Origin of the sequence: Pseudomonas sp. GM18 (assembly GCF_000282195.1) — a bacterium.
GTDB lineage: Bacteria > Pseudomonadota > Gammaproteobacteria > Pseudomonadales > Pseudomonadaceae > Aquipseudomonas.
Genome location: NZ_AKJT01000072.1, coordinates 70585 through 88945 on the forward strand (window position 1 = coordinate 70585; position 18361 = coordinate 88945).

The following is an 18361-nucleotide window of genomic DNA, read 5'->3' on the forward strand; positions in this document are numbered from 1 at the left end:
CTGCATTCCCACGCAGAGCGTGGGAACGATCATAGAACCCTAAACCTTGAACTGATTGATCAACCGCCGCTGCTGTTCCGCCAACTTGGTCAAATCCGCACTGGCCGCGCTCGATTCATCCGCGCCACCGGCCACTTCATTGGCCACTTGCCCGATGTTGATCACGTTGCGGTTGATGTCGTCGGCCACTGCGCTTTGTTCTTCGGCGGCGCTGGCGATCTGGGTGTTCATGTCGTTGATCACCGACACCGCCTGCGTAATGGTTTCCAGCGCTTCGGCCGCTTTCGCCGCGTGTTGCACGCTTTCGTCGGTACGGTTCTGACTGTCTTCCATGACCTGCACCACATCGCGGGTGCCCTGTTGCAATTGCTGGATCATGGTCTGGATTTCTTCCGTGGCCTTCTGGGTTTTCTGCGCCAGGTTGCGCACTTCATCGGCCACCACCGCAAAACCCCGACCCTGTTCACCAGCGCGCGCCGCTTCGATGGCCGCATTCAAGGCCAGCAGGTTGGTCTGCTCGGCGATACCGCGAATGGCGGTCAGGATCGCGTTGATGTTTTCGCTGTCCTTGGCCAGGGTCTGCACCACGCCGACGGCTTTGCCGATTTCGATGGCCAACACACCAATCGAATTCGACGTATCCCGGACGATTTGCATGCCTTGCGCCGCTGCCTGATCCGCATGGCTGGCAGCTTGCGCAGCCTGAGTGGCATTGCGCGCTACGTCCTGGGCGGTGGCGGTCATTTCGTGCACGGCGGTGGCGACTTGATCGATCTCGGCCATTTGTTTGTGCACGCCGATGTTGGTGCGAATGGCGATGTCGGCGGTGTGTTCCGACGAATCGCTGACGCTCTGCACCGACGTCACCACTTGCGTAATCATCGCCTGCAACTTGGCCAGGAAGGTGTTGAAGCCCTTGGCGATCGAGCCCAGTTCGTCGCTGCGGTCGCTGGTCAGACGGCGGGTCAGGTCGCCTTCGCCCTGGGCGATGTCATCGAGCATGGTCACCATCTGCTTCAGCGGCCGGGCAATGCCGTGGCCCACCAGCCAGATCACCAACAAACCAATGCCGGCGATCAGCAGGCCGACCATGGCCATGCCGAAGGTGTCGGACTTGCGCTGTGCATCCAGGTCACCCTGAAGTTTTTGCAGGTCGGCCATCACCGCGTTCAGCGGCAGTTGCAGCATCAAGGTCCAGCGGGCGTCGGTCTGGCCGATGCCGAAGGGCAGGTACAACTCGATCCGGCCCTGGGCCTTGTCGACGGTGTAAGTCACTTCGCCGCGCTTGAGATTGGCCATGTTGGCAATCTGCTTGCTGTCGAGGATGTCGCTGACTTTTTCGCCGAATTTGCTCGGGTCTTTGGTGTAGGCGACGATTCGACCATTACCGCCGATCAGGGCCATTTCCCCGGCGCCGCTGTACAGTTTCTGATTCGCCCCCAGGAGCATTTCCTGGATGAAGTTCACCGACAGGTCGGCACCGACAATGCCCTGGAACGCGCCGTTGAGCATGATCGGTTCAATGAAGGACGCGAGCATGACGATCTTGTCGCCGACCTTGTAGGGCGCCGGATCGATCACGCAGGCTTTCTTGGTTTCCTTGGAGCACAGGTAGTACTCGCTGGCGCGCACGCCGGTGGACAAGGTTTTCTGGTCGTCGACGTCCACCAGTTTGTCCAGGCCCAGGCTGCCGTCTTCGTTGCGGAACCACCACGGCAGGAAGCGCCCGTTGCTGGCGTCGATGCCGACCACTTGGGTGTCGACGTAGGCCGCATCGTTGTGGTCGAGGGCGTTTTTTTCCCAACCGATGTAGGTGCCGAGAATTTTCGGGTTCCGGGCGACGTTTTCCTTGATCAGGCTGATCAGTTGCTCACGGCTCAGACTCAGTTGCGGCTGGCCGTCGGTGCCGGGTGTGCCTATCAACGTATTGACCCGCACCAGACCGCCGGCAATCAGCAGCGGCGCTTCGAGTTCGCGCTGGATCTGGCTGACCTGGGTTTGCGCCAGCGACGTCAGGCGCTGTTCGATGACTTGCTCGAACTGCGCCTGAGTCCGTTGCTGGACCATGTCTTGGGTCCGGGCACCGGAAAACAGCGCGTACAGCACCAGGGCTGCGACAACGCTGAGCACAATGGCGCCGGCCAGGGCGGCAACGGAAAACTGGATCGACTTGAATTTCATGGGTGCTCCGCACGCAAGAGGACGTCTGCAGAGCTGTATCGGCACTGGGGCGGTGGGGCATGAGCCAGGTGTAACGAATTGGCTGTTTTAGAGTGCTGGATGTCGTAAATGAATCATTGCTGACCGTGATCGGCCCGGGGCGGGCAATGTTGTGTGAATTTTTTCCTACGGTGATCGGGGATTTGTCTGAAATGTACGTGCTACACGTCTGTTGTATCTGGCGCCGATACAAATCCCCACCTAGGATACGCCGCATGTTTCCAGGGAGCTTCTTGATGAGTAAGACATTGGTTTTGTGTGCACTGAGTGCAAGTCTGCTGCTTGCCGGTTGTCAGTCGGTCAACACCACCAACGGTGGCGCTGTGGGCGTTGAGCGCACGCAATACATGTTCAGTATGTTGTCGACCTCCGAGGTCAACCAGATGTACGCCCAGTCTTATCAACAGACAATCGGGGAGGCGAGCACCAAAGGCGTGCTGGACAAATCCAGTAACAACGCCAAGCGCGTCCAGGCGATCTCCAATCGCCTGATTGCCCAGGCACCCGTGTTTCGTCCGGATTCGGCCCAGTGGCAATGGGAAGTGAACCTGATCAAGAGCGACGAGCTGAATGCCTCCTGCGGGCCTGGCGGCAAGATCATTTTCTACTCCGGGCTGATCGACACCCTGCAACTCACTGACGACGAAATCGCCGCCATCATCGGCCATGAAATCGCTCACGCCTTGCGCGAGCACAGTCGTGAAGCGATGTCCAGGGCTTACGGTCTCGAAATGGCCAAGCAGGGCGCCGGTGCGTTGCTCGGTCTGGGGCAGGACAGCCTGGCCCTGGCGGACACCGTGGCCAAATACGGCATGACTTTGCCCAACAGTCGCGAGAACGAAAACGAAGCCGACTTGATCGGCCTCGAACTGGCCGCCCGCGCCGGTTACAACCCGAACTCTGCAATCACCCTGTGGAACAAAATGAGCAAAGCCTCGGAAGGCGCACCGCCAGAGTTCTTGAGCACTCACCCGGCGTCGGCCAGTCGGATTGCGTCGTTGCAGGCGGCGATTCCGAAGGTTATGCCGCTTTACAACAGCGCCAAGAAATGAGCTGCAAGCTGCAAGTTAAGTGATCGTTCCCACGCTCTGCGTGGGAACGCCGCCATGGGCGCTCCGCGTCCGCTTTAACGTCGTGACGCGGAGCGTCACCGGATGCATTCCCACGCAGAGCGTGGGAATGATCGGGTTATCGTGTCAAACCCACCCACTGCTCTGCATCGCCTTGTACACTGCGACAATCGCCAGGATGAAGAACGCCGACGCCGCCAGGCGACGGATCAGGGTCAGGGGCAGTTTTTCCGCGGCAAAGTTACCCGCCAGTACCACCGGCACGTTGGCAATCAACATCCCGGCGGTGGTGCCGAGGATCACCAGCCAGAGATCCGGGTATTGAGCGGCGAGCATCACGGTCGCGACTTGGGTCTTGTCGCCCATCTCTGCGAGGAAGAACGCAATCAGCGTGGTCAGGAACGGCCCGAACTTGCGGGCGGTGCTGGCTTCGTCTTCGTCCATCTTGTCCGGCACCAACGTCCACAGCGCGGTGGCGGCGAAGCTCGCGGCGAGGATCCAGTGCAGCGTCGCATTCGAGAAGAAACTGCCAAACCAGGCGCCTACCGCACCGGCCGCCGCGTGGTTGGCCAGGGTCGCGGCGACGATGCCGGCGATGATCGGCCAGGGTTTGCGAAAGCGTGCCGCGAGAATGAGCGCGAGCAGTTGCGTCTTGTCGCCGATTTCGGCCAAGGCAACGATTGCGGTGGGAACGAGTAGAGAGTCCAGCATCATCAGGGTTTTCCTAAGGGGCGGGTCGACACGGCTATGACACGTACAGCCTTCCCGCCCCGGGTAAGGTGTTCGTGTCATAGGTCTTGTCAAACCCTGCGATCCGTCTGGTGCGGACGCTTGGGTCGCATACGCCATGGTCTGAGGACCAAGTATGTTGACGTATGCCGGACGAGCATGGCGCTCGTGGGAGACTACTCCCCTAGGACGGAGCGGATTCTGCCTAGGCAAATCCGATTGGGCAAGCCCTCTTTTGCAAAAGCGTTTTCAGCCGCGCTTGGCCCGGTAGATTCGGAAACCCTGGCCTTCAGCTTTGATTGCGCACACGCCCAAGTGCTCTTCGATCAGTGGTTGATACTTCAGGAAGCTGTTCGCGACCAGCCGCAGTTCGCCGCCGTTTTTCAGATGTTTGGCCGCTTTTCGCAGCAAGTTCTCTGTGGCGAAGTAGTCGGTGTGTACGCCGACATGGAACGGTGGATTGCTCAGAATCGCGCTCAAACCCATGGGCGCGGCATCGATGCCGTCACCGGTCATCACTTCCGCTTCCAGACCGTTGGCGGCCAGGGTCAGGCGACTGCTGGCGGCGGCAAACGCGTCGACATCGAGCAGGGTGACCTGGTTGTGCGGGTAACGTCGCTTGACCGCCGCCCCCAACACGCCTGCGCCGCAACCGAAGTCCAGCAAGTGGCCGCTAGGCAGTTTGTCCAGATGCTCCAGCAACAGGGCACTGCCGCGATCCAGTCGACCATGGCTGAACACGCCTGGCAGGCTGATGACTTTCAACGGCCCTTCGGCCAATGGCAGTTCATAGGTCTGGGCCAGGCTTTCCAGCGATTTGGCTTCTGGCGCATTGGCCACGGTGACCTGCCAGAGCTGGCAATGCCGTGCGCTGTCGAGCTTGCGTGGTTTGCCGAAGGGGTTCAACTGCTTGGTCGCGCCTTCGATGCCGCTGCGTTTTTCGCCGACCAGATACAACTCACGACCGGCCAGACGAGAGGCGAGGGCGTTGAGGAGGTAGTCGGTCAGGTCCTTGGATTTGGGCAGAAACACCACGGCGCTGTCGAATTTGCGCTCGGGCGCATTCACGCCAAAATGGCTGCGCTCGGCGAAACGGGCGTCCAGTGCTGCTTGATCGCCGGCGTGCCAGCACCAGCCGTGGGCATCGGGCAAGCGACCCAGCAAGTCGTCGGCGGGCAAACCGGCCAGCAGCACCGAACCCTGGAACAACTCGGCCTGACGAAGCAGTACTTCACTGCGCGGATCCATACTCTGCTCCTTGAAAAAAAGTGCCGCAGTTTATCAACTGACGACCCGCAGCGCTTTACCGCTGAAGTAAGCCTGAGCGTTTTCCGTCAACTGGCCAACGATTCGCTGCCGCGCCTCGCGGCTACCCCAGGCGTTGTGCGGGGTGACGATCAGCCGTGGAATGTCCTGGGCCAGCAGTGGATTGCCCGCAGTCGGTGGTTCGACACTCAACACGTCGGTGGCCGCGCCGCCCAGATGGCCGTTGCGCAGGGCATCGGCCAATGCTTGTTCGTCAATCAAACCGCCGCGCGCGGTGTTGACCACGAAGGCACCGGGTTTCATCGAGGCCAGTTCACGGGCGCCAATGAAGTGGCGGGTGTGTTCGTTGAGCGGGCAGTGCAGGGTCAGGGCGTCGATTTGCGGCAGCAGTTCATTCAATGGCAAGCGATCCGGGCGGGCAGGGCGGCCCGGAATCTGCCCCAACAAGACGCGCATGCCGAACGCTTCGGCCAGCCGCGCGACGGCGCCGCCCAGTTCACCGTGACCCAGCAGACCGAGGGTTTTGCCTTCGAGTTCGACGATCGGGTAATCCAGCAGGCAGAACTGTTTCGCCTGCTGCCAGCGACCTTCGGCGACGGCTTTTTGATAGTCAGCCAGGCGCGTCGCCAGGTTCAGCAACAACATGATCGTGTGCTGAGCCACTGACGGCGTGCCGTAACCCTGGCAATTGCAAACGGTGATCCCATGGGCGCGGGCGGCGGCCAGGTCGACGTTGTTGGTGCCGGTGGCGGTAATCAGAATCAGCTTCAACTCGGGGCTGGCCGCCATGGCCGCCGCATCGATCAGGATTTTATTGGTGATGGCGACAGTGGCGCCTTTGAGGCGTTCGATCACCTGCGCAGGCGTGGTCTGGGCGAACAGCTGCAAGTCGCTGAAGCACTCGCGTAGTGGGCTGAGGTCGAGATCGCCGAGGTCCAGGGACGGATGGTCGAGGAAAACGGCGCGGCGAGTGTTCGTCATCAACTGTACCTTTTGTGCATTGAACTGAAGGCGTAATCTGCCGAGCCTACCAGATGAAACAAACAGTTACGCTTGGCCAAAAGGAGCCCCCATGTACTGGACAGAGTTCTTGACCGTTGCCCTGATTCACCTGCTGGCTGTCGCCAGCCCCGGCCCGGATTTCGCCGTGGTGGTTCGTGAGAGCGTGACCCATGGGCGCCGTGCCGGGACCTGGACGGCGTTGGGCGTTGGCTCAGCGATTTTCCTGCACGTCGGCTATTCGCTGTTGGGGATCGGGCTGATCGTGTCCCAGTCGATCGTGCTGTTCAACGCCTTGAAATGGGCCGCTGCCGCGTACCTGCTGTATATCGGCTTCAAGGCCTTGCGTGCGCAACCAGCCCCGCCTGCGGCTGACGACCTGCATCAGGAAGCCGGCGAACGCACCGCGCGGGGCGCCTTCACTTCAGGATTCGTGACCAATGGCCTGAACCCGAAAGCCACGCTGTTTTTCCTGTCGCTGTTCACCGTGGTGATCAACCCGCACACACCGCTGGCGGTACAGGCCGGTTACGGGATCTATCTGGCAGCGGCAACGGCTATCTGGTTTTGCCTGGTGGCGATGCTGTTCAGTCAACAACGCGTGCGCGCCGGATTTGCCCGCATGGGCCACTGGTTCGACCGGACCATGGGCGCGGTGCTGATCGCCATCGGCGTGAAACTCGCGTTCACCGAGATGCATTGATTTCTCCCTACAGTTCACATGATGGATCACGAACTCCTGCAAATGCTGGCTCAAAGCTAGCATTTGTACGGCTCTGCAAATCATACCTTTGGCTGATTTGACTGGCGTTCAAGGCCTCTAGAGTGCTTAGCTTTAGCAGCCAAGACTGTGCAGTCAAAAAGGGACTCTTATGTTGCAGACTCGCGTTATTCCTCCAGCCGAGGGCGCTTACCAGTATCCGCTGTTGATTAAACGGCTGTTGATGTCCGGCGCCCGTTACGAAAAAACTCGCGAGATCATCTATCGCGATCAGTTGCGCTACAGCTATCCGACCCTGATCGAGCGGGTCGCACGGCTGGCCAATGTGCTGACAGCGGCCGGCGTGAAGGCCGGGGATACCGTGGCGGTTATGGACTGGGACAGCCATCGCTACCTGGAATGCATGTTCGCCATCCCGATGATCGGCGCGGTGATCCACACCATTAACGTGCGCCTGTCGCCAGAACAGATTCTCTACACCATGAACCACGCCGAGGACCGCTTTGTGCTGGTCAACAGCGAGTTCGTCGGTTTGTACAAGGCGATTGCCGGGCACCTGACCACGGTGGAGAAAACCCTGCTGCTGACCGACTTGCCGGAAAAGACTGCCGAGCTGCCGAACCTTGTCGGCGAGTACGAGCAACTGCTGGCCGCGGCGAGCCCGCAGTACGACTTCCAGGATTTCGACGAGAACTCGGTGGCCACCACGTTCTACACCACCGGCACCACCGGTAACCCCAAAGGCGTGTATTTCACCCATCGGCAGCTGGTGCTGCATACCATGGGCGTGTCGACCATCATGGGCGCCATCGACAGCGTGCGGCTGTTGGGCACCAACGACGTGTACATGCCGATCACTCCGATGTTTCATGTGCACGCCTGGGGCTTGCCGTATGTGGCGACCATGCTTGGGCTCAAGCAGGTCTATCCGGGCCGTTACGACCCCGAGTATCTGGTGGAGCTGTGGCGCAAGGAGAAGGTGAGCTTTTCCCACTGCGTGCCAACCATCCTGCAAATGGTCCTCAATGCCAAGGCGGCGCAAAACGTCGATTTCGGTGGCTGGAAAATCGTCATCGGCGGCAGTGCGCTCAACCATGCGCTGTACGACGCCGCCAAGGCCAAGGGCATTCAATTGACTGCCGCTTACGGCATGTCGGAAACCGGGCCGTTGGTATCCTGCGCCCACCTCAACGATGAGCTGATGGCCGGCACCGAAGACGAACGCACCACCTACCGGATCAAGGCTGGTGTGCCGGGGCCGTTGGTTGAGGCGGCAATCGTCGACACCGACGGCAACTTCCTGCCTGCCGATGGCGAAACCCAGGGCGAACTGGTGCTGCGTGCGCCGTGGCTCACCGAGGGTTACTTCAACGAACCGCAGAAGGGCGCCGAGCTCTGGGCCGGGGGTTGGCTGCACACCGGTGACGTGGCGACCCTGGACAGCATGGGGGTGATCGACATCCGCGACCGGATCAAGGACGTGATCAAGACCGGTGGCGAATGGATCTCCTCCCTGGACCTGGAAGACCTGATCAGCCGCCATCCTGCGGTACGCGAAGTAGCAGTAGTGGGTATCGCCGATCCGCAGTGGGGCGAGCGACCGTTTGCGCTGTTGGTGGTTCGCGAAGGGCAAGAGATCGGGGCCAGGGAACTCAAGGAGCACCTCAAGCCGTTTGTTGAACAGGGGCACCTGAGCAAGTGGGCCATCCCGAGCCAGATCGCCATTGTTACTGAAATTCCCAAGACCAGCGTCGGCAAGCTCGACAAGAAGCGTATCCGCGTCGACATCACCGAATGGCAGGCCAACAACAGCACCTTCCTCTCGACGCTTTAAGCGTCATCCGGCGTGCCCGAAAGGGCACGCCAGAGCCACCAAGCAAGCGCTTGGCTTGTGAAATCCGAATTTTCAGCCATCCTTGCCGTGCCGACATGTGTCGGACTGGCGAAAGGACTGTTCCAGAGTGGCCGGCAGCGCAAATCACACTTTAGAGGGATCAAGCACTACTACCTGCTGGCTATAGTCCGCTCAAGGATTTTTAAGAACGGAGCTCACGCAATAAACGGGGCGATGCAACTTTGGAGTGACTTCGGACCGCCTGGCTTCCGGTCACCCACAGCGTTTTTAAAAGTACTAAGCCATAACAATAATGCACATGGAGTAGCGTCGATGACATCAGTAAACCAGTTCTGGCGCCGGGCGAAACTGCCCCTGGCGGTCAGTCTTGCTTCTTCGCTCGCCGGGCCAGCATTCGGCGTCAGTTTCAACGTCGGTGAAATCGAAGGCCAATTCGACTCATCCCTGTCGATCGGAGCCAGTTGGTCTACTCAGAGTCCCAACAAAAACCTCATCGGCGTCAATAACGGGGGCCACGGCCTGTCCCAGACGTCCGATGACGGTCATGCCAACTTCAAGAGCGGCGAAACCTTCTCGAAGATCTTCAAGGGTATCCATGACCTTGAATTGAAATACGGCGACACTGGTGTCTTCGTCCGGGGCAAATACTGGTACGACTTCGAACTCAAGGATGAAAGCCGCGAGTTCAAGGACATCAGCGACAGCAACCGCAAGGAAGGCGCCAAGTCCTCCGGCGGCCAGATTCTCGACGCGTTCGTCTACCACAATTACTCCATTGCCGATCAGCCGGGTTCCGTGCGTCTGGGCAAGCAGGTCGTGAGTTGGGGTGAAAGTACTTTCATCGGCGGCGGCATCAACTCGATCAACCCGATCGACGTGTCCGCGTTCCGTCGTCCAGGTGCCGAGGTCAAGGAAGGTCTGATCCCGGTCAACATGTTCTACGTGTCCCAGAGCCTCACCGACACCCTGTCGGCCGAAGCTTTCTATCAGCTGGAATGGGACCAGACCGTCGTCGATAACTGCGGCACCTTTTTCTCCCAGCCCGACATCATTGCCGACGGTTGCGACAACAACCTGCGCGTGCTGAACAAGCGCTCGACCATTCCGGCCGCCGCCCTGCCGACATTGACCAGGCTGGGCGTCGACGTCAACGAAGAAGGTGTGCTGGTGCGCCGTGGCGCGGATCGCGATGCTCGGGACAGCGGCCAGTGGGGCGCGTCCCTCAAATACATGTTCGAGCCGCTGGATACCGAGTTCGGTGCCTACTTCATGAATTATCACAGCCGTGCGCCGATCTTCAGCGCTACGGGTGCTCCAGCATCGGCCTATGCACGGGCAGCGGCCTTGCCGGGGGCGCTTCGGGCTCTGGCGCCATTGGTGGTCGCGGGTAACTCACAGTACTTCGTCGAGTACCCGGAAGACATCCGCCTCTACGGCCTGAGCTTCTCCACCACCCTGCCCACCGGTACGGCGTGGAGCGGCGAGATCAGCTACCGTCCGAACGCGCCGGTGCAGCTCAACTCCACCGACATTCTGTTCGCCGGCGTGCGCCCGTTGGGCGGCGCTCTGACCAATGCTTCGCTGCTTAATGGTGTACCGGGTCAGGACTTGCACGGCTATCGCCGCAAGGAAATCACCCAGTTCCAGACCACCCTGACGCACTTCTTCGATCAGGTCATGGGCGCCAGCCGTCTGACCCTGGTGGGCGAAGTGGGCGTGACCCACGTCGGCGGCCTGGAAAGCAGCTCCGACGTCCGTTACGGCCGTGACCCGGTCTACGGGCCTGGCGAACTGCCGTCCACCGGTGGCCTCGATACCTGCTCGGCGATCCTCAACACCAGCACCATCAATGGTGCCGGCGCAGGTGCCGCTACCAACAACCGCAGCCGCAATTGCAACGACGACGGCTTCACTACGGCCACTTCGTGGGGGTATCGCGCCCGGGCCATTTGGGAATATCCCGATGTATTCGCCGGTGTGAACCTCAAACCGAACGTGGCCTGGTCCCACGACGTGAGCGGTTACTCGCCTGGCCCTGGCGGCAACTTCGAGGAAGGTCGTAAAGCGGTGAGCCTGGGTCTCGATGCCGAATACCAGAACACCTACACCGCGAGCCTGGCGTACACCAACTTCTTCGACGGCAAGTACACCACCGTAGATGACCGCGACTTCGTTGCGCTCAGCTTCGGCGTGAACTTCTAAGCACTGTATTTTCAGGACGAACACATTTATGAAAATAACAAAGAGTCTGTTCCACGTTGGTGTTCTGGGGCTTTCGCTGCTGGCGACCGGTGTCATGGCGGCGGTCCCTGCGGCCGAAGCGGACAAGCTGGGCAAGAGCCTGACCCCGATGGGCGCCGAGATGGCGGGTAACGCCGACGGTTCGATCCCGGCCTGGAAACCCATGCCGAAAAACGCCGGTTCCGTGGACAGCAAGGGTTTCCTGGCTGATCCGTTCCCGAGTGAGAAACCGCTGTTCACCATCACCGCGCAGAACGTCGACCAGTACAAGGACAAGCTTGCGCCGGGCCAGTACGCGATGTTCAAGCGCTACCCGGAAACCTTCAAGATGCCGGTTTACCCGTCCCATCGCGGTGCCACCGTGCCGGATGACGTGTTTGCCGCCATCAAGAAGAACGCCACCAACACTAATCTGGTGTCCGGCGGCAACGGTCTGGAAAACTTCGAAACCGCGATCCCGTTCCCGATTCCAAAAAGCGGCGTTGAGGTGATCTGGAACCACATCACCCGCTATCGTGGCGGCAGCGTGACCCGTCTGGTAACCCAGGCCACGCCGCAACCGAACGGCTCGTTCAGCATGGTGTACTTCGAAGACCAGTTCGTGTTCCGCGACAAGATGAAGGATTTCGACCCGAAAAACCCGGGCAACATCCTGTTCTACTTCAAGCAGAAAGTGACCGCCCCGGCACGTCTGGCTGGTGGTGTGCTGCTGGTGCACGAAACCCTCGACCAGGTAAAAGAACCGCGTTCGGCGTGGGTCTACAACGCCGGCCAGCGTCGAGTGCGTCGTGCGCCGCAAGTGTCCTATGACGGGCCGGGCACCGCTGCCGACGGCCTGCGTACCTCCGACAACCTGGACATGTACAACGGTGCACCGGACCGTTACGACTGGAAGCTCGAAGGCAAGAAAGAGATGTACATCGCCTCCGACAGCTACAAGCTCGACGATCCGAAACTGAAGTACACCGACGTTATCAAGGCCGGTCACATCAACCAGGACCTGGCTCGTTACGAGCTGCGCCGGGTCTGGCATGTGGTCGCGACCCTGAAGGAAGGTCAGCGTCACATCTACGCCAAGCGTGACTTCTACATCGACGAAGACACCTGGCAGGCAGCCGTGATCGACCACTACGACGGTCGCGGTCAACTGTGGCGCGTCGCCGAGGCTCACGCCGAGAACTACTACGACAAGCAAGTGCCGTGGTACGCCCTCGAAACCCTGTACGACCTGCAATCGGGCCGCTACCTGGCGCTGGGCATGAAGAACGAAGAGAAGTCGGCGTATAACTTCGGCTTCACCGCCAGCACCGCGGACTTCACTCCGGCCGCGTTGCGTCAGGAAGGCGTTCGCTAATACGTTGTAAACCGAGGCCGCATCCTCGAAAAAACGCCCCGACTGGTTCGGGGCGTTTTTTTTTGGCAGTTCATAAAGATCGTTGTCTGGTGTGGCTGTCCGGTTTACCGACATTTTTGCTCGTAGTCTTTTTGTAGCCATTTGTAGCAATAACCTTCAATAGCTCTTCGTTTACCGCTAGGCTGCGGACATCTGTAACGCCGCCATCAGTATTTCAAACAAGAGCCGGCCATGACTGATCTGTCCCCACTTCCGGGCCCTGCAAGCGTTGCCGTCGCGGCACTGGACGGGCGCTTTTTCCGGCCTCCGCTGCCCGCCGGCCATGTGTTGCGGCCGCGTCTGTGCGAGCGCCTGAGTGCAGGTCTCGGTGGCAGGCTGTTGCTGGTCAGCGCGCCGGCAGGGTTCGGCAAGAGTTCATTGGCGGTGGAGTTTTGTCAGGGGTTGCCGGATCACTGGCAAAGCCTGTGGCTGGGCTTGAGTCTGCGGGACAGTGATCCCGGCCGTTTTCTTGAGCGCCTGCTCGAAGGTCTTCAGGACTACTTTCCACAACTGGGCAGCCAGGCGTTGGGGTTGCTGAAAATGCGCCAACGTCATCAACCATTCGCCTTTGAAGAATGGCTGGACGGTTTGCTCGATGAACTGGCCATGCACCTCTCACCCAACACACCGCTGCTGTTGGTACTTGATGACTATCATCTGGCCCAGGGCCCGGTGCTTGATCGTTGTTTGCAGTTTTTCCTCAATCATTTACCCGATGGCCTGTTGGTCATGGTCACCAGTCGGCAGCGTCCTGACTGGCATCTGGCACGCCTGCGGCTGTCGCGGCAACTGCTTGAGTTGCATGAGCAGGATCTTCGGTTGACCCATGATGAAGCCCTGAGCCTGCTTGATCGACACAGCATTTCATTGCGTGGCGAGGCGCTGGAGAGTTTGATCCAGCGCAGCGAAGGCTGGGTGGCAGGGCTGCGTTTTTGGCTATTGGCGGCCTCCGAGGTGGGCAGCGAGGGTGCATTGCCCCAGTCGCTGTACGGCGGGGAAGGGCTGATTCGCGATTACCTGCTCGAAGAAGTCATCGATTGCCTGCCCGCCGAGGTGCAGTCATTCCTGTACGACACCGCGCCCCAGGAGCGCTTTTGCAGTGAACTGTGCGACGCTGTGCGCGAAGCCCATGACAGCGCCGAAATCTTGCGTTTCCTGCTGGCGCATCAGGTGTTTCTGGTGCCGCTGGACGAACACGGTCACTGGTATCGCTATCACCACCTTTTTTCCGACCTGCTGCGCAGCCGGCCCACCGCCCAGGCGATGGTGCCGGCGGCCAGTTTGCACCTGCGCGCCTGCCGTTGGTTCAACGCCCAAGGGCTGCTCGATGAGGCGGTGGAGCAGGCCTTGCGCGCCGGGCACCTGGATGTCGCGGCGAATCTGGTGCAAAACCTCTCGGAAGAACAACTGCTGGCCGAGCAGAACGTCGGCATGTTGCTGCGCTGGAAAATGGACTTGCCCGATAGCCTGCTGATCAGCACGCCACGGCTGATCGTGCTCTACAGCTGGGCATTGGGGCTGGCCTGTCAACTGGACGCCGCCGAAGAGTTGGCCAGCCACCTGAGCCGCTTCCTGCCGGCGCCGTCGGCTACTGCGCAAAAATCCATGTTGGCGCAATGGCTGGCCCTGAGCGGGATCATTGCCCGGGGGCGAGGCAACCGCGAGCTGACCATGCTCTATTGCACCGAAGCGCTGGAAAGCCTGCCTGCCAAACGGTATGGACAGCGACTGATGTGCCTGTCGACATTGTCCAATCTGGCGATTGCCGATGGCGACTTGTGGCGTGCGCGGGGTTTGAATCGTGATTCGCTGGAGTTGGCACAGCGCGTTGGCAATCCATTGTTCGAGGCCTTGGCCCATTACGACCGTGCCCGGGTGTTGCAGGCGCGAGGGGAGATCCTGCGTTCACTGGATGAAGTCCGTCAGGGGCTGCAACGCCTGCGAGGTTTATCCCCACAACGGCTTTATGCGGTGCGCGCGCGCTTGACCTTGTACGAGGGTTTTTTGCTGGCGCTGCGCTTGCAACCCCAGGCCGCACGGGCACGTTTGCAAGCGGGGTTGGGCGAAGCCCGGGCCTGTCGCGATATCAGCGTTTTGATCGGCCACTGCGTGATTGCCCGGCTGGAGGGCAACAGCGGCGAATTCGCGAAGGCCTTCGCCGAACTTGCCGAGGCCGAGCGCCTGATGCACATCTGGGACGTCCCGCCGATTTACTATCTGGCGATGATTACCCTGGTCAAATGTGAACTCTGGCTGGCTCAGGGCCGCACCGATCTGGCCGAAGCCTGGCTTGCGCGACTGGGCCAAACTTACAACGGCGAGCACCCGGCGGCCCCCCCGGAATTCCATCCACAACTGCCGCTGCACATTGAGTTGCAACAGGCGGTGCTGGACATGATGAAGGGCCAGCCCATGCTCGCCGAAGGGCGCCTGAATGCGCTGCATGAACACGGTCAGCGCAGCGGCCGGCAGTTGCTCAGCGTGATGGCGCTGAATCAGAACGTTACGCTGTTGTTGGCGGGCGGACGCGAACCCGAGGCCCGCAAGGCGCTGGCCCAGGCTTTGGAAGCGGCCGCCGGAGGCGTCCTGCAACCGTTTGACCGATTACTGGCCGAGCACCCGGACTGGCTGCGTGGGCAACTTCAACTCTGTGCGCCGACGACGGTATCGCAGCATCTCTTGGAAAAGCTTCCGGCCATGGTCTCCCGCCCGGTGGTTGAGTCATCGCCTGCTGCCGAACAACTCAGTACGCGTGAACTGGCCGTTCTGCGACTGATTGCCCAAGGCTGTTCGAATCAGGAAATCAGTGATCAGTTGTTCATTTCGCTGCATACGGTGAAGACACACGCCAGTCATATCAACAGTAAGCTTGGGGTAGAGCGCAGGACCCAGGCGGTGGCAAGGGCTAAGGAGTTGGGGGTGTTGGGGTAACGCATTTTTACGATGCGATTAGGTGTAAATGGATTAATGCGATTTTGTGCCAGAATTGGCCATTCCTGTTTTCCGAGCGTGCCCGATGTCTCAGCAACCCACCCTCATCCGCGAAACCTTCCCCGTTGGCCCTCTCCAGTGCAACTGCACAATCATCGGCGACCCCATCACCAAAAAGGCCATCGTTGTCGATCCTGGTGGCAATCACGAAGTGATCCTCGCCCGTCTCGACGCCTTGGGCCTGAAGGTGGTCAGCATCATTCACACTCACGCGCACCTCGATCACTTCCTGGCCTCCGGTCAGTTGAAGGAGAAAACCGGCGCGTCGCTGCACCTGCATAAGGAAGATCAATTCCTCTGGGACAATCTGGAGATGCAGTGCCAGATGTTCGGCGTGCCTTACACCCCAGTGCCATCGCCGGATCGCTGGTTGGCCGACGAAGAAGAGCTGGCTTGCGGTTGTGGTGTGGCGTTGCATACTCCTGGTCATACACCGGGTTCCATGAGCTTTTGGTTTTCAGAGGCTAAGCTGCTGATTGCCGGTGACACGTTGTTTCGTCGCGGGGTAGGGCGCACGGATTTGTGGGGTGGCGATCAGGCAACGCTCGTGCGATCGATCAAGCAGCGGTTGTATACCCTCGACGAAGAGGCAACCGTAGTGGCCGGGCATGGTCCGGACACCTGTCTGGGCGATGAAATGCGCGGTAACCCCTTTGTGCGAGCTTGAAGGGCTCTGACGGAATTTTTGTCGTTGCCAGTGATCCAACGCCCGCAAAGGTTCATTGCTTAAGTCCGTTGCACCACAGAATGCAAAAAAAGTAGGAGCTCCTCCATGTTCACCTCGCGTCGTTTGATTGTTGTCGCTACTGCAGTGGCTCTGTTGTCCGGTTGTGCATCGCCGAACCCTTATGACAACCAGGGTCAGGCCGATGGCAGCTCCACGGGCATGAGCAAAACCGCCAAATACGGTGGCCTCGGCGCCCTGGCCGGTGCGCTGGCCGGTGCTGCCATCAGTCACGATAACCGTGGCAAGGGCGCGCTGATTGGCGCCGCCGTGGTGGGTGCCTCTGCCGCCGGTTACGGTTACTACGCCGACCAGCAAGAGAAAAAGCTGCGCGCCAGCATGGCCAACACCGGGGTTGAGGTGCAGCGCCAGGGCGATCAGATCAAGCTGATCATGCCGGGCAACATCACGTTCGCCACCGATTCGGCGAACATTGCCTCAAGCTTCTACCAGCCGCTGAACAACCTGGCGGGCTCGCTCAAGGAGTTCAACCAGAACCAGATCGAGATCGTTGGCTACACCGACAGCACCGGCAGCCGCCAGCACAACATGGACCTGTCCCAGCGTCGCGCCCAGAGCGTAGCGACTTACCTGACCTCCCAGGGTGTCAGCGGCGCCAACCTGTCGGCACGCGGCGCAGGGCCGGATAACCCGATTGCCAGCAACGGCGATACCAATGGCCGGGCACAGAACCGCCGCGTTGAGGTTAACCTGAAGGCGATTCCGGGCCAGCAATATGGCGGTCAGCAACAGCAAGGCACTGTTCAGCAGTACCCATAAGAGGCTGATCTCTCCCCGAAATGAAATGCCCGATCCTTAAAGGATCGGGCATTTTTTTGTGCCCTTGTTCATGCGATGAAAACTTCAGAATTAAAAAAGCCCCCGGACAATCACTCGTCCGAGGGCTTTTTGTGGTGCGCGAAACCTGATTACTTCTTCAGGCCGTAATGCTCATCGAGCATGCCCGGCGCGTTCGGGGCTTTGGGGGCGTAATCGCGAGGCGGTTCCTGATCGCGCGGTGGCGTCAGGCGTTCCCGTGGAGCCTGTACCGCGTCGGCATGCAGGGCAGCCAGCAAGCGTTGGCGAGTCTGCTCGTCCAGGGCCAGACGGTTGGCGCCCTCGGCGAGATGATCCTGCACTTCCTGATAGCTCTGAGTCAGTTTCTTGACCAGGGTTGCAGTGCTGTTGAAGTGGGTGACCACCTCGTTCTGATAACTGTCGAAACGTTCCTGAATGTCATCCAGCTGACGTTGCGTGCTGCTCGGAGCGGCATTCGGCGCCAGGCGAGCGATCAGGAATCCAATGGCGACACCCACAACCAGGGCAAGAGTCGGCAACAACCAAACTAAGAGCGAGTGTTCCACGAGTCCTTCCTCTATAAACGGCTTTGCTTTACGTTAACGGCTCGAACCTGCGCTGTATACCGCGATTCACTCGCAATAGATTGGCACAGACAATTTGCTAGACGAGTCGACCCGATTCGAGGTCACGGAGTTCCTTCCTTGCTTATGCGCGAAACCCCTGTAGTGATTGATGGCCCGGTGGGTCAACTGGAAGCCCTTTACCTGGATATTGAACAGCCCCGCGGCCTGGCGCTGATCTGTCATCCAAACCCGGTGCAGGGCGGCACCATGCTCAACAAGGTCGTATCGACCTTGCAGCGCACCGCGCGCGACGCCGGTTTGATTACCTTGCGTTTCAACTACCGTGGCGTCGGCGCTAGCGAAGGCTCGCACGACATGGGCACCGGTGAAGTCGACGATGCCCAGGCCGCGGCCGAGTGGCTGCGAACCAAACATCCTGAATTACCTTTGACCCTGTTCGGTTTCTCCTTCGGCGGTTTTGTTGCAGCCAGTCTCGGCGGACGCCTGGAAGCCAAGGGCGAGCAGCTCAAACATCTGTTCATGGTCGCGCCTGCCGTCATGCGTCTGAGCGATCAGGATCAACTGCCGCAACAAGGTACATTGACCCTGATCCAGCCGGAAACCGACGAAGTGATCGATCCGCAACTCGTTTACGATTGGTCCGACGCACTCGATCGCCCCCATGAGCTGCTGAAAGTGGCAGAATGCGGACACTTTTTTCATGGCAAGCTGACCGATCTCAAGGATCTGATCCTGCCGCGTCTTTCGAATTGATTGCAGTCTGACAA

Annotated in this window: 14 protein-coding genes, 1 pseudogene and 1 riboswitch; of the genes and pseudogenes, 9 read left to right on the top strand and 6 right to left on the bottom strand. The window is 59.9% G+C overall.

The features are described 5' to 3' along the window. Positions 1–39: 39 nt before the first annotated feature. Both PMI21_RS30225 and PMI21_RS30230 read right to left on the bottom strand, forming a co-directional pair. The gene (locus tag PMI21_RS30225) at positions 40–882 is read right to left on the bottom strand and encodes a methyl-accepting chemotaxis protein (RefSeq protein WP_443200768.1); all 843 of its coding nucleotides are present in this window, start codon (positions 880–882) and stop codon (positions 40–42) included. A 12-nt stretch (positions 883–894) separates the two neighbouring features. Further along, positions 895–2181: pseudogene (locus PMI21_RS30230) on the bottom strand (HAMP domain-containing protein); the annotation flags it as partial. Positions 2182–2456: 275 nt separating this feature from the next. Here PMI21_RS30230 and PMI21_RS09650 point away from each other — a divergent pair. Beyond that, a complete protein-coding gene (locus tag PMI21_RS09650; protein ID WP_033064101.1) occupies positions 2457–3272 on the top strand; it encodes a M48 family metallopeptidase in 816 nt (271 codons plus the stop codon). 144 nt (positions 3273–3416) lie between these two features. Here PMI21_RS09650 and PMI21_RS09645 read toward each other — a convergent pair whose 3' ends face one another. From PMI21_RS09645 to PMI21_RS09635, 3 genes are all read right to left on the bottom strand, one after another. Continuing rightward, the gene (locus tag PMI21_RS09645) at positions 3417–4001 is read right to left on the bottom strand and encodes a TMEM165/GDT1 family protein (RefSeq protein ID WP_026286682.1); all 585 of its coding nucleotides are present in this window, start codon (positions 3999–4001) and stop codon (positions 3417–3419) included. A 91-nt stretch (positions 4002–4092) separates the two neighbouring features. Continuing rightward, a riboswitch (yybP-ykoY riboswitch) is annotated at positions 4093–4217 on the bottom strand. A gap of 51 nt (positions 4218–4268) precedes the next feature. Further along, entirely contained in the window at positions 4269–5267 is a 999-nt protein-coding gene (locus PMI21_RS09640; RefSeq protein WP_007939802.1) for a class I SAM-dependent methyltransferase, read from the bottom strand. 33 nt (positions 5268–5300) lie between these two features. Beyond that, complete coding sequence (locus PMI21_RS09635) at positions 5301–6266, bottom strand: 2-hydroxyacid dehydrogenase (protein WP_007939803.1); 966 nt, start codon at positions 6264–6266, stop codon at positions 5301–5303. Between the two features lie 91 nt (positions 6267–6357). On the opposite strand from PMI21_RS09635, the gene PMI21_RS09630 reads away from it, so the two are divergent. From PMI21_RS09630 to PMI21_RS09600, 7 genes are all read left to right on the top strand, one after another. Further along, positions 6358–6987: a LysE family translocator gene (locus PMI21_RS09630; RefSeq protein ID WP_007939805.1), complete on the top strand. Its 630-nt coding sequence runs from the start codon at positions 6358–6360 to the stop codon at positions 6985–6987. Positions 6988–7156: 169 nt separating this feature from the next. Next, positions 7157–8839 (top strand): fatty acid--CoA ligase, encoded by a 1683-nt coding sequence (locus PMI21_RS09625; protein WP_007939806.1) that lies wholly within the window; start codon positions 7157–7159, stop codon positions 8837–8839. Positions 8840–9172: 333 nt separating this feature from the next. Then, positions 9173–11062, top strand: a complete 1890-nt coding sequence (locus PMI21_RS09620) for a DUF1302 domain-containing protein (RefSeq protein ID WP_007939807.1) — start codon at positions 9173–9175, stop codon at positions 11060–11062. A gap of 28 nt (positions 11063–11090) precedes the next feature. Then, on the top strand, positions 11091–12455 hold the full coding sequence (locus PMI21_RS09615; protein ID WP_007939808.1) for a DUF1329 domain-containing protein: 1365 nt from the start codon (positions 11091–11093) through the stop codon (positions 12453–12455). A gap of 231 nt (positions 12456–12686) precedes the next feature. Further along, positions 12687–15425 (top strand): LuxR C-terminal-related transcriptional regulator, encoded by a 2739-nt coding sequence (locus PMI21_RS09610; RefSeq protein WP_007939809.1) that lies wholly within the window; start codon positions 12687–12689, stop codon positions 15423–15425. Between the two features lie 85 nt (positions 15426–15510). After that, positions 15511–16152: an MBL fold metallo-hydrolase gene (locus tag PMI21_RS09605; RefSeq protein WP_007939810.1), complete on the top strand. Its 642-nt coding sequence runs from the start codon at positions 15511–15513 to the stop codon at positions 16150–16152. A 105-nt stretch (positions 16153–16257) separates the two neighbouring features. Next, on the top strand, positions 16258–16989 hold the full coding sequence (locus tag PMI21_RS09600) for an OmpA family lipoprotein (protein ID WP_007939811.1): 732 nt from the start codon (positions 16258–16260) through the stop codon (positions 16987–16989). Positions 16990–17138: 149 nt separating this feature from the next. Here PMI21_RS09600 and PMI21_RS09595 read toward each other — a convergent pair whose 3' ends face one another. Next, the gene (locus PMI21_RS09595; RefSeq protein WP_007939812.1) at positions 17139–17573 is read right to left on the bottom strand and encodes a YhcB family protein; all 435 of its coding nucleotides are present in this window, start codon (positions 17571–17573) and stop codon (positions 17139–17141) included. A gap of 144 nt (positions 17574–17717) precedes the next feature. Here PMI21_RS09595 and PMI21_RS09590 point away from each other — a divergent pair, with 144 nt between their 5' ends. Further along, positions 17718–18347: an alpha/beta hydrolase gene (locus tag PMI21_RS09590; protein ID WP_033064102.1), complete on the top strand. Its 630-nt coding sequence runs from the start codon at positions 17718–17720 to the stop codon at positions 18345–18347. Positions 18348–18361 lie beyond the last annotated feature (14 nt).